The sequence below is a fragment of the Aquimarina sp. I32.4 genome, assembly GCF_002924285.1.
GTDB lineage: Bacteria > Bacteroidota > Bacteroidia > Flavobacteriales > Flavobacteriaceae > Aquimarina.
Window position 1 is genome coordinate 48,150 of the sequence record NZ_PGUB01000001.1, and the last position, 13,509, is coordinate 61,658.

Sequence of the window (13,509 nt, forward strand, 5' to 3'; positions counted from 1 at the left end):
TTCTTTATCTACAATACTATTATTGTTCTTTAGAAAAAATCAGCGTAGAACAATTACCTCCAAAACCTAATGAATTAGACAAAACTGTTTGTAGTTCTTTTTCTTTAAGTTCTAATTGAGGGGTGATATCAAACTCTTTCATCTGAGTTTTAAAATTCAGATTAGGGTATATTATATTGTTTTGTAGAGCAAGGACTGCATATACAGCTTCGATTGCTCCAGCCGCTGCCAATGTATGTCCAGTATATGCTTTTGTAGAACTAAAATCAGGTACGTTATCTTCAAAAACACGTAAAATAGCGCGTCCTTCTGATAAATCATTATTGCCAGTCGCTGTACCATGAGCATTGATATAATCGATATCTTTTGCAGTATAGTTAGCAACTTTTAGTGCTTTTTGCATTGCTAGTGTAGCACCATCTCCGTTTTCTGAAGAAGCTGTTTGATGATACGCATCATTCGCATTGCCATACCCTTTTACATATGCTAAAACCTCTTTTTTTTCTGCCGCGATAACTTTATCTGATTCCAATACCAAAAAAGCAGCCGCTTCTCCTAGGTTAAGTCCTTTTCGATTTTCATCAAAAGGAGTGTTATAGGTATCAGAGAGGATCATTAAGGTTTTGAATCCATTAATAGTAAATTTAGAAAGGCAATCAGCCCCTCCTACAATTACTCGATCTAATTTTCCTGATTTTATCAATCTGGCTCCAAACATTATAGCATTTGCAGCAGAAGAGCACGCGGTACTAATGGTTGTAACTAGATTTTGTTTGATCCCCAGTTGCTCTGCTATTTTTTGACTAGAATCTCCAGCATGATGACCATCAATATATTTTTGAGAACTCTTGTTTTCAAGATAATCATAATAATAGGTCTCTGTCATATCCATTCCACCAACACTTGTTGAAGAGATTAATCCAGTCTTATAAGTATTGATATTTAATATCTTAGCATTTTGTGCTGCCTGTTTGGCGGCAATAGCCCCTAATAATGCTGTCCTAGAATAGTTGTTGTCTGCAGAAAGACCTAGTTGTTGTTCTAATTCTGAATTGGTAGAAGCAATCTCACCAACCATAATATCATTTTTATGGATAGTGTCAATTTTAGAAATTTTGGAAATTCCTTTGTCACTATTTATAAGTGATTGATAGTTTTCTGCAACATTGTTTCCAATAGCAGATACTATTCCCATTCCAGTTATTGCTACTCCTTTACTCATTCAAGTATTTTAGAATTTATTTTGTTCTATGCTCGGTAATATATTTAGCCATTATTTCTATAGATCCAAAAATTTCACGACCTTCTTTGGGATCGGTCAATTTGATTCCATAATTCTTATCTAGCATTACGATTAGTTCTAATGCATCGATTGAGTCCAAACCCAAACCATCACCAAAAAGGATGTCGTTGTCAGCAATATCTTCAACAGTAATATCTTCAAGGTTTAATTGCTCGATAATATTTTCCTTAAGTTCTTGTTTTAAAACCTCCATGTTGTATAGTATATAATTTTATTATGTCTTGTTTTGTATGTTTTGTTATTCCTTCTTTTGATACCAGATACATAAATGCATCATAAGTAGTGCCATCAAACTCTACCCATCCACAAAGTACCTCATCGGCTTTGCCTGTTGATAATAAACTATTTGAATAGTTTGATAAATGCTCGGCATTAAAGCTGTCAAAGATAAAAAAACTATTTTCAGAATGAAGTTTATATTTTATACTTATCTCACCAATACAAATATTAGGTAAAGTATATACAAATACAGCAGGACTAGGGTAGTAGTTGTCTGTATCCTCAATAGAATCCTGATGTTTTCTATCGGTATCTAAACTTGAGGATTTATTAGAGAATACAATAGCAATATTGTTTTCTTTTTCAGGATCCAGATGTTCATTTTTGAGTATCACATCTGAAGCTAATAAGGCTAGTTTGCTCAACCCATCCATTTTAAAAAACTTGGGATACTTTATGTCAAAGTTTCTATACGCTGTTTTGGCAAAATCTAAAAAATCAAGACTTTCTTGATTTTCATATATAACAGAACCATTAAAAGAAATGGTATTGTTTTTTATATGACAAAATGATTTTATACGAAACTCTGATTTCATAAACTAATTACTTTTTTTGCAAACAAGTATAGTATGATACTCACCTACAGCTAGGTCTTCTTTGAGAACTAGTCCTGCTTGATTTACTAATTCGATTAATTCTGTAGACTTATACATTTTACTATTTCCGTTGGCAAGAACTGTAAAATATAAAGATGTAGCTTCCAGAATAAATTTAGCATTATCAAATTTTTGTCTGTCAGTATAGGTTTCCATGATAAGAAGTTCGGTTGTGTCATCCATAGATGCTACACAAACTTTTAATATTTTTAGAATTTCTTCTTTAGAAAAACAATCAAGAAACTGACACATCCATATGGTGTCTGCTCCAGTAGGAATTTTTGGGTTATCTGATAACCAGTCTATAGGATGTCCTTTGATACGATGCTCAAATCCATTGTTTTTTGCAGAAGTGAGAGCTTTTTTTAGTTGACCAGGTAAATCAATCATTGTTATAGTAACATCTTCATTATAGTTACAAGAGCTGACAGCAAATTTTCCTGTGTTTGCACCAATATCAAATATTGATTTTGGGTTTTTTCTAAATACAATTTCTAATGCTTCCTGAAAAATATCATCAGAGTAATGATGATCAAACTCAAACCAGGATTTTTGAATTTCAGGGTCTAATTGAGAGAGTCCTTCATATATTGTATTCCAGTTACCTAATTCCTTTAATCCTTCAGGCTTTTCATTTTTTATAGCATCATTAAGGTGGTGTAGCCCTTTGTAGCACACATCATTGGTAAAGTTAATATTTACATCAACTGTTTTATTGTAATTTAAGAAATAACCAATATTGGTTATTTCATATGCGTTACCTTCATTTTTACTTACAATATTTGAGCTTTCTGCAATTTCTAATAATACACTAATCCCGTATTCACTAATTGATAATTCTTTAGCAATATTTTCTAGTGTGATTCCTCCTTTTTTTCTTTTTTCAAAAATAAGATCTAAAATCCCTAGTTTTCTCAATGAGATTGTGGCTTGAAAAACAAAAGGAGCGAAGGCTATTTTTTGAGCTTCTTGAATTGCATCTATCGCTTTAATGGTTTGTACGGGCATAGTGTTGGAATAATAAGTTATTTAATTTTTTTGAATATCGCCGCTGTATTACAGCCTCCAAATCCAGAGGCAGTTTTTATAAATATATCTAATGGCTTTGTGGTTGTTTTTGTTATTATGCTTAAGGGTTTTGATGTTCCGTGTTTATCATAACCTAATGAGGTGTATAGCGTATTGTTGTGTAATGAGTGCATACCAACTATTGTTTCTACTAATCCAGAAGCTCCTAATGTGTGTCCAAAATATCCTTTGAGACTGTTTAAAGGAACATCACCTAGATTTAATTTGTTAAAAGCAATAGCTTCTGTCTCATCGTTAAATAATGTTGCTGTGCCATGTGCAGATATATAATCGATATCACTAGAGGTTACCTTTGCCTCTTTGCATGCTGATTCGATACTTCTACACAGTCCTTCCCCAGTACGGGAGGGGCCAGAAATATGATTGGCATCGTTGGATGCTCCTTCTCCTAAAATGACAACAGCTTCGTTTGGTAATTCATTTTTATTATTGGTAACCAAAACACTGGCAATAGCTTCACCAATATTTACTCCAGTTCTATCCTTGTCATATGGTTTGCATAAGGTATTACTCAGTGCTTGAAACGAATTAAACCCCGTGAGTATAAATTTTGTTACCATATCTCCACTTACAATAAAGACATCGTCATAAATGCCTTGGTTGATATAGCGTTTTGCTATTGCAACAGATAAAATTCCAGACACGCAGGCATTAGAAACAACAATAGCTTCATTTTTGAATCCTAATGTATCTCTAATCACTTTTCCTAAAGCACCAAGATTGGCTCGTTCCTTTGGGAATGTGCTATTCTTGTCAAGAACATCTATATTTCCTTTGGTGGTAGAAATAATTAAACCAGTACGACCTGTCAAAGGTCGATTAGAGGTTTTTATTACTTTGCTCAGTGAAGAAATCATCATTTTTTCTAAACGAGTAAAATCTCCAGAGATGTTTAGCCGTTCAAAGTCATTTGATACATCTTTTGAAGGTATTATTGCCGAATAAAATGGAACGGGTAAAATATTTTTATCGTTTATAAGTCGTAATCCTGAGTTTTGATTGTGAATATTCTCTACTACAGTTTCACTGTCAAAACCAAGAGGTGATGTTATATTATTATATGATAGATAGACTTTACTCATTTATATAAGACCTTCTTTTTGTTTCCATTCTAGAAAAAATTGAGGAATTGTTAATGATAGTTCACCATTGCCAATATCAGAAACAAATACCTGTATGGTTTCTCCTGTGCAGACTAACTTCTCATCTTGGTTATAGATCTCATATCTAAAAATCATTTTAGCTGCAGGACTATCTACGTAGACTGTCTTTATAGTAGCAATATCACCGTATCGTAATGGTAATTTATGTTCTGTGCTTGATTTTACAATAGGTGTTGCATAGCCAAACTCTTTTTGATCTAAGTAAGAAACGCCATGATGTCTTCCAAAAGCTTCTCTACCATCTTCAAAATATTGAATATAATTGCCATGCCAGACAATCCCAAGAGGATCTGTTTCTACAAAACGTACTCTGATTTGTGTTGTAAAGCTTATTTCTTTACTATTTTTAGACCGCATGTTTCTTTTCATTATAAACAATAGAAATTAAAACAGTTATTATAAAAAATAATAAAAGTAATATTATTTCGGGAACAATTTCGATAATACTAGCATTTCGTAAAAATACATCGTAGAAGGCATTTAATCCCCAATTCATTGGTGAAATATTGGATACAATTTGCATGAATTTTGGCATTGCAAAAACAGGCACCCAGACGCCTCCTAAGGCAGCAAGAATAACTACAAAGGTGGCTCCAAAAGGAGCAGATTGTTCTTGAGTTTTTGCAATAGTACCAAGTAATAAACCTAGCCCGATTGCGGCCAAGCCAGCAAAAAAAGCAACAATAAACAGGTTAAATAATCTACCAGAAATTTCTAGCTCAGGGAGCCCTAGTTTAGGGAATATATAAACTCCTATAAGTAGCATTATGATAAATTGAATCATACATACGGCAAGATATACCGCTGTTTTTCCTCCTAAAACAGTAGCGTATGAAACAGGGTTCGTTCTTAATCTTACAAAGGTTCCTTGGTTTTTTTCTTTGACTATATTTATAGATAAAGGTACAATGATAAAAAAGATAGCAAATAAAGTCCATGCAGGTACATTGTGCTGTACAGAATTTGGCATTATTTCTTTATTACCTTGCCTAGGCATTATCTCTTTAAAAGTAATAAAGTTGTCAGTTTTGAAAAGAACCTCACTCTCATCATCTGATATTTGTTCTTGAAAAGCTTTATAGATAGATTGAGTTTCTATCTTAGAAATCATTTTATCAATACCATTTTTCACAGAGTTCTTAAAAGTTATTTGTGTAGCGGGATCAAAATATAACTTCACTTCTTTATGAGGGATCGTTTCTTTGGGGCTTATTTCTTCAGTCTCTTCTTCAACTCCAAATTTTTCTAAAATACCTTCTACATTTTGATCTACTTTTTTCTTCAAATCTGTAGAGAGTTCTTTAGGAATAATAATAGCTAATTGGTATTCGCCTTTAAACACGAGGTCTTTAGCTTTATGCTCTTGTTGTTTTTTAATAATTGTAAAACTATTAGAAGATTTTAATCCATCATATATCGTTTTTGATACAGAACCGTTATCATTATCAACAAGAAGTATTGGGATTTTATTATTTCCGATAGTTTTGAAAGAGCTATCTTGTATTATGGTGATAGTTATAATCAGTACTATCGGCATAACAAATAAAATAGCAATTCCCCCTATATCTCTAGTGAGTAATAAAAACTCTTTGTATGTAGATGCCCATAATTTATGCATGATCTCTAAGGGCTTTTCCTGTTAATGCCAAAAATACATCTTCAAGATTATTTGCATTTTCCTGATTAGAAACTAATTCTTGTGGTTGCCCTTGAGTAATTATTTTACCGTGATCTATGATTGCAACAGTAGTACAGAATTTTTCAGCTTCGTTAAGATGGTGTGAGGTATACACTATAGTGGTGCCAGCTTTATTCAAAGCTTGTAAGTATTTAATGATTACATTTTTTGACTGTACATCGACTCCAACAGTGGGTTCATCTAGAAATAAAACTTTTGGATCATGTAGTATACTTGCAATTAGGTTTATACGACGTTTCATTCCGCCAGAAAAGGTACTTACTTTTTTGTGAGCAAACCTTGAGAGTCCTAATATATCGATAGCATTATTTATTTTCTGTTTTAGGGCATTACCTTTTAGTCCATACATGCTCCCAAAATAGGCAAGGTTTTCATATGCTGTCAAAGAAGGGTATAATGCATATTCTTGAGGAACAATCCCGATGCGTTGTTTTAGTTTATTAGAGTTTTTATACGTGAGATTATCTATGGTAAATGATCCTGATGTAGGTTTTACCAAAGAACAGAGTAATGAGATTAGTGTAGTTTTTCCAGCACCATTTGGCCCCAGTAGCCCAAAAATCTCCTTTTCGGCAATGTGTAAATCCAAATCAGCTACAGAATAGGTGTCTGCACTTTTGTACTTTTTTGATAGCTGTTCGATTTTGATCATATGTATCTTAAATGGCTTTCTTTAATTTTTTGAAGAAAGCTTCTTCTCTATTTGCAAGTTCATCTAGTTGAGAAGCTATATTATTATAGGCATCATCTTTTGCACTTCTGTTTTTGTATATGCGAGAAGCATCTAGGGCAAAATCTCTCCAAGAGTCTCCTATTTCTGTCATTTCTGTAGACAATAAAGCTAGATTGTCATTCTCTAAAAGTTTTCCTGCTTCTTGCAAAAATGCAGCATATATGTATCTAAATCCTCCTCCGCCAGTTCCTATTTCTTCCTGCATACGAACAATTTGCCCTAAATAATGATTGGCAACTTTTACACCTTTCTTTTTTGGCCACTTACGAATAAGTTTGGCAACCATACGAATTCCTTTTATGCCTACGATTGGCACAGGAGCCAACATATCTCTACAGGTATGTTTAATACCTTTTACGATAGCCTTCTTTATATCTAATTCTTTAGGAAAATCTATTGGGTAGTACATATGCCCTTTGGGTGCAAAAGCTCCTTTAGCAAAACGAATTTTTTCGAGTTCTTTTTCTGTCAAAGTTGTTACAGTCTCCATTACAGGGTCACTTATCAGATAGGTGTCATCTTTTTTACCGTACACAACTAAGTTGTGCGCATTAAAATGAAAACGATATTCATCAGGAAAATAAACGAGGTTGTATACTCCTACTTGTAACCCTACTGGATTATTTTTAGTAAGGTTTTCGTCTAGACGTATTTTGGCAGTTTCTGGATTTTTAAATTTTTCCCTTTTTATTTTTATACCTACTCTTTTGGCAAATCTTTTAAAAATAAGACCTGGCATAGCTCTGTAGGTAAGGGCAGGGGCATGGTTTACTTTTAAGAACGGAATGTAGCAAAATAACAGGCCAGACCCAATACCAAAAGCCATTGGCTCACTTACATCAAAACCATTGTGTTTCATAAGATTGGATACAACACCATTTTCGCAATGTGCTGATTGGTGGTGTGTAAAATTAATCTCCATGGTTGATGTTTTTTAATTGATTTATGTTGATTTCAAAAACATCAGCATATTTCTGTAATGTTCTTGTTGATAGTTTCTGAAATACCTTTGGCTTAAAATGTCTTTTGATTCGCCATTTCCAAATGCTAGTGTAGCTGGATAAAATAGAAATATCCATTTTATGAAGCTCCATATAATATTCTACTGGGCTTGTTTCGTTGTTAATTACCTTATTTTTTGCAATCTCGACACGCTCGTTTATTTCTTGTATAGCATTATCTAATGCAATAGTTTTAGGTTCCCAACCACTGCTATTTGTAGTAGTATATTCTCCATCATCATTAACGGCATAGCATAGCTCTTTAAAATCACCTGATTTTAAACTACTATTGTCTTGAGGAACATCACTTTTTTTCATAACAACTTATTTTACTTCCTGAATAAATAAATTCATCTCACAAGATAATAATTCTTTGCCTTCTTCATGGATTTCGCAATTTAAAGTACATATGCTGTATTGCTCAGTGTCAAATCTAGATTTTAATATAGCAGTAGAAACAATGGTTTTTCCTATAGAGGGATGATCTGTAATACAGACTTTTTTTATGGCGCTTATAAAACCGATAAGTTTTGTGCCTTGTCCCTCAAGATCATCATCGTCAAAATAGCTTTTACCAACAATAGAAGAGCAGGTTTGTGCTGCATTTTCTACCAAACCAATTTCGTTAAAAACTTGATTTTTTATAAAGATACAATCAGGTTGTATGTAGAATGAGGTTGATACATGTGTGTCATCTATTGATAATACCTTATCTACCATCAAGAATGGAGCCCGATGTGGTAAAAACTTACTGATATCTAGGTCTTCAAATTTATTCATTGATTGGCAATAACTGTTTTCATTTGTCCAGAAGCAATTACTTCTTTGTTGGAGTTGTATATGTCTACTTTGACCAATGTAACCCCCATAAATTCATGTAATATTTCTGCTTTTGTGGTGATGGTTTCTTCTACTCTTGGAAGAAACGAGATGGTCACTTTTTTTATAGAGCCTATATAGCCAACAGGGGCAGGTTCGCCTTTTAGGAAGTAATCATAACCAGTATGTAAGGCAACTGTTTGCGCCATATTTTCTATAAGTCCTGGTTCTGTGAATTGATGTTTTGTTACAAAAATATTTTGACTAGTGATTGTAAAAGATGAGATAATGCTTGTCTCAGAAAATGTTAGCAGGGCGCTAACCATCTCAAAAGGTTTTTTCTGAGGAATTAAATGCGAAACATTTATAATAGGTAAACTCTGTTCTTTCATTTTAACAAACAGTTAGATATGCATAGGTATAAGAAAATCTAGAACTTTCAGGTACAGATAATAAAATAGTATCTCCTTTTTTTAATTTTCCTGAGGTAGCTAGTTCTTCTAGCATAATATAAATAGATGCTGATCCAATATTTCCTACTTTGCTCAAATTCATAAACCAATTTTCTAGAGGAATTTCTATACCTTGATTTTTCATTTCTTGATATAGAGTCTCTTTAAAATAATAAGATGAGATATGCGGAAGGTAATAGGTAATATCCTGAGGCTTGAGATTGTTTTTGTCAAGCACTTTCTTGAGGCTATCAACACCCTTTGTAAGAATATTTTCTGAGAGTAGTTTAACGTCTTGTTTTATGGCAAATAATGATCTTTGTGCCCATTCTTCAGAAGGGTATTCGCTCCATGGTTTTAACGCTCCGTTTTCTTGTTTATCTCCTCCTGCATACATACAAGCTTCTATTTCATAAGCATACGAGTATCCTTGCATCCATTCTATTTTTAATGGGCAATTACCATTGGGTTGGTTTTCTAGAAGAAATGCTCCAGCACCATCTGATAACATCCAACGAAGAAAATCTTTGTTGAATGCCAAAATTGGGGTCTCTTCTAATTGTTTAAGGTGTTCAATTTCGTTTTCAAAAACATCAGATTTCATCCATGAAGAAGCACGCTCAGAACCAGTACATACAGCATTTGTGTTTTGCTCAGATTTGATTGCCATATACCCATATTTTAAAGCATTCATTCCAGAACAACAAGCTCCTGATGGAGAATTAATTTCAAGATTTCCGTTTTTTAAATACCCATGAACCATAGCAGTGTGCGATGGTAGTATCTGATCAGGACTTCCTGTGCCACAAGAGAGTATTTGGATATCATTACTTGTAAAATCAGAGTCGCATAAAAGCGCTATTGCTTCTTTGGTAAGTTCTGCATTATTGTGTGTTATTTTACCATCAGCGTCAAGTGCATAATATCGAGTTTTTATTTGATTATTGCGCAAAACAACACGTCTGGCTTTTGATACTGTTCCATTAAGAATACCTAATCGCTCCTCCATTTGATCATTACTGACGGGTTCGTTAGGTAAATATTTTGATATTCGTGTGATGTAAACGTCTTTCATTGATTGTGTTTTGTGTCGACAGATGAATAATATTTCTTCTCTCGTATTATTTTTTTGTACATCAAAAAATAAGTAGCCAAAAATACAATAAAAACGATAGGAGCTATTATCCAAATTGCAAATAACAGATAATAATTAAATAAAATAAGTAGCTTCTTACGTTTTGTAGCACTAGTTTCTCCTTTGGTGTAAATAAGGTTTGCCCATTTAGAAAACAATATATTGGCTCTTTTATCTGCAAGAACAAGGAACGGTTTGATTTTTATAGCTCCTAATTGTATTAATTCTTTTTGTAAACCTGTGAAATTGTTAGTGAGTAAAGCTTTTTGTATAAGAGGGGTAAAATTGGCTGCGTTCTTGATATCCTTGTCAGAAACTCCAGGTTTTGGGAAGAAGCCTAAAAACCTACTTTTTTTTCCAGTAAACATCCAGTGCGTTATGGTTAAAACACTGATGTGATTAATATGTCTATCTACCAAAGCTATGTTGCCAACTAATTTTGCATTGCATAAGTTTAATAGTGTTTTTACTTTTTCTTGTGCCTGAATCCACATATTTCTACAGCCAATAACTGTAATTACAGGTGTGTCGTTTAATAACTTTTTGGCATCTTTTGATTTCAAAAAAGAATTGATAGGGATGGATGGTGATAAATACCATACTTGATGACCAAGTATGATTAAATCATATTTTTGATTTAATATCTCAGAAGGAATAGGTTTTATTTTGTCAGGTATTTGAAGAAACGACTCAGGAAAAACATCAAAAAACTTTTTCTTATTCCAAGGAAAGGGGTAAGGAGTTTCCATTTCTATTCTATGATGCGTAATATTTATTTCTTCTGATAAAGCTAAAGGGGTAACAATATTGTTAACGATTTCTGATAATTGACCAGATTGGGAATAGTGAATGACTAATACATGCTTCATTTATTTGTTTTTTACATTCCAGAAATCAAAATAATTAAACCATTGCAATGGATATTTTTCTAACATCCATTGTACGCTTTCTGTATACTCTTTTAATAACCCTTTTGCATCTCTTTGTTTTGCTTTAGCTTTTCTAGCATATAAATGGTAATGTGTGTTGGTTTCTTTCATCACATAAACAAAGAGAATAGGGACTTTTAATCTAGAGGCCAAAAGAAAAGGACCAGAAGGAAACCTAGCCTCTTGCCCTAATAAATCTTGTGTTAAATATTTTGACGCTTCAAGATAGCGATCTCCTGTGATACATACAATTTCATTTCTAGCTAATGCAGCATTAATCTCAAAAATGTGAGAAAGATCTTCATTTATGAATATATAATTAATAGCAGATTTTTGCATTACACTTTCTAGGTAATCCTTGATAGCGGTGTGCTCTGTATTGGTGGTAAGAATACTTATCGAGGCATTTTCTTCTAGTTCTCCAAAAAAATGTTCAGCGATTTCAAAATTACCGAGATGAGCACTGATAAGGATGCCTCCTTTTTTTTGCCGTAGCGCTTCATTTATAAGTTCAACACCATCAAATGTATAGGTGAATTTGTTTCTAAGGCCAGAGGATATAGCTACTTTGTCAATAATGGTTTGACCAAAAACATAGTAGCTTCGAAATATTTTTACAATACTCTTGTATTTGTTATGGCCAAGCCTTTTGTGTAAGTAATAATAGATGCTTTTGCTACTTGATATAGAGAAAACACAAAAATATATTGCGACAAAATATAAAATAAGATAAGCAGCGCTTAGTCCTACTTTTTTTATTAAAAAAACAAAAATTTTATACCCTAGTACACTACCTCTGGATTTTCCTTTCCATTCAGTATCCATGTGTTTTTATAGCATTTTTATTTTGTTTTCTATTAAGTCATAAAAATTCTGAAGGGAGACAACATCTACAAAGTCTTCGCCTACTAGCTTTACACCAAAATTAGATTCTACAGCAACAACTAGATCAACAAAATCCAGACTGTCCAATTCGAGGGTTTCTTTTAAGTTTGCTTCAGGAGATATTTCTTCTGCTTCTACTTCAAACTCATCAATAAGAAAGTCGTTTATTTTTTCAATAATAACTTCTTTATTCATCTTTTACTTTTATGTTTTTTATTATTAATGCGGAATTTGTGCCCCCAAACCCAAATGAATTAGACAAAAATACATCAATTTTTTTATCTAGGGTTTTATTCACTAAATTTAGTTTGATTGCATCCTCGTCAGGATGTTCTAAATTTATATTTGGAGCGATAAATGAATGTTGCATCATGAGCATAGAATAAATAACTTCACTTGCTCCTGCCATCCAGCATTCATGCCCTGTCATTGATTTTGTAGAGCTCACATAAGGGCCGTTTTCTCCAAATACATTAAAGATTGCTTTTGCTTCATTTGCATCTCCTACAGGAGTTGAGGTTGCATGAGCATTAACATAATCTATAGTTGATATTTCGATATCCGCTTGTTGTATTGCTTTTTTCATGGCAATAGATGGTCCATCAACATTAGGAGTAGAAATATGATCCCCATTAGAAGAAAATCCATACCCTATAATTTCTCCTAAAATTGGAGCTCCTCTTTTGATAGCAGATTCATAGCTTTCTACAATAAGGGTTGCTGCTCCACCGCTAGGTACTAATCCATCACGGTTAGTGTCAAAAGGGCGTGAAGCCTTTTCTGGGTTTTCTGTATTAGTCGAGAATACTCCTAGTCCGTCAAAACTTCCCATGGCAAGCTTATTTATTTCTTGAGCCCCACCACAAATGATGCAATCTTGCAATCCGCTTTTTATGAGCTGATATGCCATGCCAATAGCATGAGACCCACTGGCGCAAGCGGCGCTAATTGTGAAATTTATTCCTTTCAGTTTGAATATGGTAGATAGATTCATAGTTACAGAGGAATTCATTCCTTTAAAAATAGCTCCTGAACCTACCAAAGTAGTGTCTTTTTTTTCTCTTATTTTATCAGCAGATTCGATCACTGATTTTGCTGTACTATCATTACCATAAAGTATACCGACTTCGTTTTGATCTAGAAAAGATTGATCAATTTTGGCGTTTTGTAATGCTTCAACTGTAGCAATATATGCATACGTACCTTCCTGTCCCAAGCTAATGCGTTGTCTTCTTGAGAGTGCTTTTTTTAGATTGGGCTCTGCTACCATTCCTGTAAGACAAGAACGGTATCCAAATTCTTTTCTGGTTTCATCAAAGGCGATTCCTGATGTTCCGTTATATAGTGATGTTTTTACTTCTTCAAGATTTTTACCTATACAAGAATATATCCCCATTCCTGTGATTACAACTCTTTTCATATGTAA

17 protein-coding genes are annotated in these 13,509 nt (G+C 33.4%); all 17 read right to left on the reverse strand.

What is annotated here, in order from left to right; all coding sequences use genetic code 11:
• Nucleotides 1-19 precede the first annotated feature (19 nt).
• The 17 genes from CVD18_RS00180 to CVD18_RS00260 are packed head-to-tail and all read right to left on the reverse strand — an operon-like array spanning nucleotide 20 to nucleotide 13,503.
• Nucleotides 20-1,222: a beta-ketoacyl-[acyl-carrier-protein] synthase family protein gene (locus tag CVD18_RS00180; RefSeq protein ID WP_103863427.1), complete on the reverse strand. Its 1,203-nt coding sequence runs from the start codon at nucleotides 1,220-1,222 to the stop codon at nucleotides 20-22.
• A 16-nt stretch (nucleotides 1,223-1,238) separates the two neighbouring features.
• A complete protein-coding gene (locus tag CVD18_RS00185; RefSeq protein ID WP_103863428.1) occupies nucleotides 1,239-1,496 on the reverse strand; it encodes a phosphopantetheine-binding protein in 258 nt (85 codons plus the stop codon).
• Complete coding sequence (locus CVD18_RS00190; protein WP_103863429.1) at nucleotides 1,471-2,118, reverse strand: 3-oxoacyl-ACP synthase; 648 nt, start codon at nucleotides 2,116-2,118, stop codon at nucleotides 1,471-1,473. The genes CVD18_RS00185 and CVD18_RS00190 overlap by 26 nt, the downstream gene beginning before the upstream one ends.
• Before the next feature lie 3 nt (nucleotides 2,119-2,121).
• Entirely contained in the window at nucleotides 2,122-3,186 is a 1,065-nt protein-coding gene (locus tag CVD18_RS00195; protein ID WP_103863430.1) for a methyltransferase, read from the reverse strand.
• A gap of 17 nt (nucleotides 3,187-3,203) precedes the next feature.
• Nucleotides 3,204-4,349 carry a beta-ketoacyl synthase gene (locus CVD18_RS00200; protein ID WP_103863431.1) on the reverse strand — a complete coding sequence of 382 codons (1,146 nt, stop codon included), beginning with the start codon at nucleotides 4,347-4,349 and terminating at the stop codon, nucleotides 3,204-3,206.
• Nucleotides 4,350-4,787: a thioesterase family protein gene (locus tag CVD18_RS00205; protein ID WP_233194439.1), complete on the reverse strand. Its 438-nt coding sequence runs from the start codon at nucleotides 4,785-4,787 to the stop codon at nucleotides 4,350-4,352.
• Complete coding sequence (locus CVD18_RS00210; protein WP_103863433.1) at nucleotides 4,777-6,048, reverse strand: ABC transporter permease; 1,272 nt, start codon at nucleotides 6,046-6,048, stop codon at nucleotides 4,777-4,779. Before CVD18_RS00210 ends, CVD18_RS00205 begins: the two co-directional genes overlap by 11 nt.
• The gene (locus tag CVD18_RS00215; protein ID WP_103863434.1) at nucleotides 6,041-6,781 is read right to left on the reverse strand and encodes an ABC transporter ATP-binding protein; all 741 of its coding nucleotides are present in this window, start codon (nucleotides 6,779-6,781) and stop codon (nucleotides 6,041-6,043) included. Before CVD18_RS00215 ends, CVD18_RS00210 begins: the two co-directional genes overlap by 8 nt.
• A gap of 7 nt (nucleotides 6,782-6,788) precedes the next feature.
• Entirely contained in the window at nucleotides 6,789-7,784 is a 996-nt protein-coding gene (locus CVD18_RS00220; RefSeq protein WP_103863435.1) for a BtrH N-terminal domain-containing protein, read from the reverse strand.
• Nucleotides 7,774-8,181, reverse strand: coding sequence for a hypothetical protein (locus tag CVD18_RS00225; protein WP_103863436.1), 408 nt, complete (start codon nucleotides 8,179-8,181; stop codon nucleotides 7,774-7,776). Before CVD18_RS00225 ends, CVD18_RS00220 begins: the two co-directional genes overlap by 11 nt.
• Before the next feature lie 6 nt (nucleotides 8,182-8,187).
• Entirely contained in the window at nucleotides 8,188-8,643 is a 456-nt protein-coding gene (locus CVD18_RS00230) for an ABC transporter permease (protein WP_103863437.1), read from the reverse strand.
• Nucleotides 8,640-9,074: a hypothetical protein gene (locus CVD18_RS00235; RefSeq protein ID WP_103863438.1), complete on the reverse strand. Its 435-nt coding sequence runs from the start codon at nucleotides 9,072-9,074 to the stop codon at nucleotides 8,640-8,642. Before CVD18_RS00235 ends, CVD18_RS00230 begins: the two co-directional genes overlap by 4 nt.
• Before the next feature lies 1 nt (nucleotide 9,075).
• A complete protein-coding gene (locus CVD18_RS00240; protein ID WP_103863439.1) occupies nucleotides 9,076-10,209 on the reverse strand; it encodes a beta-ketoacyl-ACP synthase III in 1,134 nt (377 codons plus the stop codon).
• Entirely contained in the window at nucleotides 10,206-11,138 is a 933-nt protein-coding gene (locus CVD18_RS00245; RefSeq protein WP_103863440.1) for a hypothetical protein, read from the reverse strand. The genes CVD18_RS00240 and CVD18_RS00245 overlap by 4 nt, the downstream gene beginning before the upstream one ends.
• Nucleotides 11,139-12,023, reverse strand: a complete 885-nt coding sequence (locus CVD18_RS00250; RefSeq protein WP_103863441.1) for a lipid A biosynthesis acyltransferase — start codon at nucleotides 12,021-12,023, stop codon at nucleotides 11,139-11,141. It lies immediately after the preceding gene.
• A 6-nt stretch (nucleotides 12,024-12,029) separates the two neighbouring features.
• Nucleotides 12,030-12,278 carry a phosphopantetheine-binding protein gene (locus tag CVD18_RS00255; protein WP_103863442.1) on the reverse strand — a complete coding sequence of 83 codons (249 nt, stop codon included), beginning with the start codon at nucleotides 12,276-12,278 and terminating at the stop codon, nucleotides 12,030-12,032.
• Nucleotides 12,271-13,503 carry a beta-ketoacyl synthase gene (locus CVD18_RS00260; RefSeq protein WP_103863443.1) on the reverse strand — a complete coding sequence of 411 codons (1,233 nt, stop codon included), beginning with the start codon at nucleotides 13,501-13,503 and terminating at the stop codon, nucleotides 12,271-12,273. The genes CVD18_RS00255 and CVD18_RS00260 overlap by 8 nt, the downstream gene beginning before the upstream one ends.
• Nucleotides 13,504-13,509 lie beyond the last annotated feature (6 nt).

What these genes read in the sequence shown, in the direction of transcription:
- CVD18_RS00180 (WP_103863427.1), bottom strand. Translation starts at nt 1,222, where the DNA reads ATGAGTAAAGGAGTAGCAATAACTGGAATGGGAATAGTATCTGCTATT.
- CVD18_RS00185 (WP_103863428.1), bottom strand. Translation starts at nt 1,496, where the DNA reads ATGGAGGTTTTAAAACAAGAACTTAAGGAAAATATTATCGAGCAATTA.
- CVD18_RS00190 (WP_103863429.1), bottom strand. Translation starts at nt 2,118, where the DNA reads ATGAAATCAGAGTTTCGTATAAAATCATTTTGTCATATAAAAAACAAT.
- CVD18_RS00195 (WP_103863430.1), bottom strand. Translation starts at nt 3,186, where the DNA reads ATGCCCGTACAAACCATTAAAGCGATAGATGCAATTCAAGAAGCTCAA.
- CVD18_RS00200 (WP_103863431.1), bottom strand. Translation starts at nt 4,349, where the DNA reads ATGAGTAAAGTCTATCTATCATATAATAATATAACATCACCTCTTGGT.
- CVD18_RS00205 (WP_233194439.1), bottom strand. Translation starts at nt 4,787, where the DNA reads ATGCGGTCTAAAAATAGTAAAGAAATAAGCTTTACAACACAAATCAGA.
- CVD18_RS00210 (WP_103863433.1), bottom strand. Translation starts at nt 6,048, where the DNA reads ATGCATAAATTATGGGCATCTACATACAAAGAGTTTTTATTACTCACT.
- CVD18_RS00215 (WP_103863434.1), bottom strand. Translation starts at nt 6,781, where the DNA reads ATGATCAAAATCGAACAGCTATCAAAAAAGTACAAAAGTGCAGACACC.
- CVD18_RS00220 (WP_103863435.1), bottom strand. Translation starts at nt 7,784, where the DNA reads ATGGAGATTAATTTTACACACCACCAATCAGCACATTGCGAAAATGGT.
- CVD18_RS00225 (WP_103863436.1), bottom strand. Translation starts at nt 8,181, where the DNA reads ATGAAAAAAAGTGATGTTCCTCAAGACAATAGTAGTTTAAAATCAGGT.
- CVD18_RS00230 (WP_103863437.1), bottom strand. Translation starts at nt 8,643, where the DNA reads ATGAATAAATTTGAAGACCTAGATATCAGTAAGTTTTTACCACATCGG.
- CVD18_RS00235 (WP_103863438.1), bottom strand. Translation starts at nt 9,074, where the DNA reads ATGAAAGAACAGAGTTTACCTATTATAAATGTTTCGCATTTAATTCCT.
- CVD18_RS00240 (WP_103863439.1), bottom strand. Translation starts at nt 10,209, where the DNA reads ATGAAAGACGTTTACATCACACGAATATCAAAATATTTACCTAACGAA.
- CVD18_RS00245 (WP_103863440.1), bottom strand. Translation starts at nt 11,138, where the DNA reads ATGAAGCATGTATTAGTCATTCACTATTCCCAATCTGGTCAATTATCA.
- CVD18_RS00250 (WP_103863441.1), bottom strand. Translation starts at nt 12,023, where the DNA reads ATGGATACTGAATGGAAAGGAAAATCCAGAGGTAGTGTACTAGGGTAT.
- CVD18_RS00255 (WP_103863442.1), bottom strand. Translation starts at nt 12,278, where the DNA reads ATGAATAAAGAAGTTATTATTGAAAAAATAAACGACTTTCTTATTGAT.
- CVD18_RS00260 (WP_103863443.1), bottom strand. Translation starts at nt 13,503, where the DNA reads ATGAAAAGAGTTGTAATCACAGGAATGGGGATATATTCTTGTATAGGT.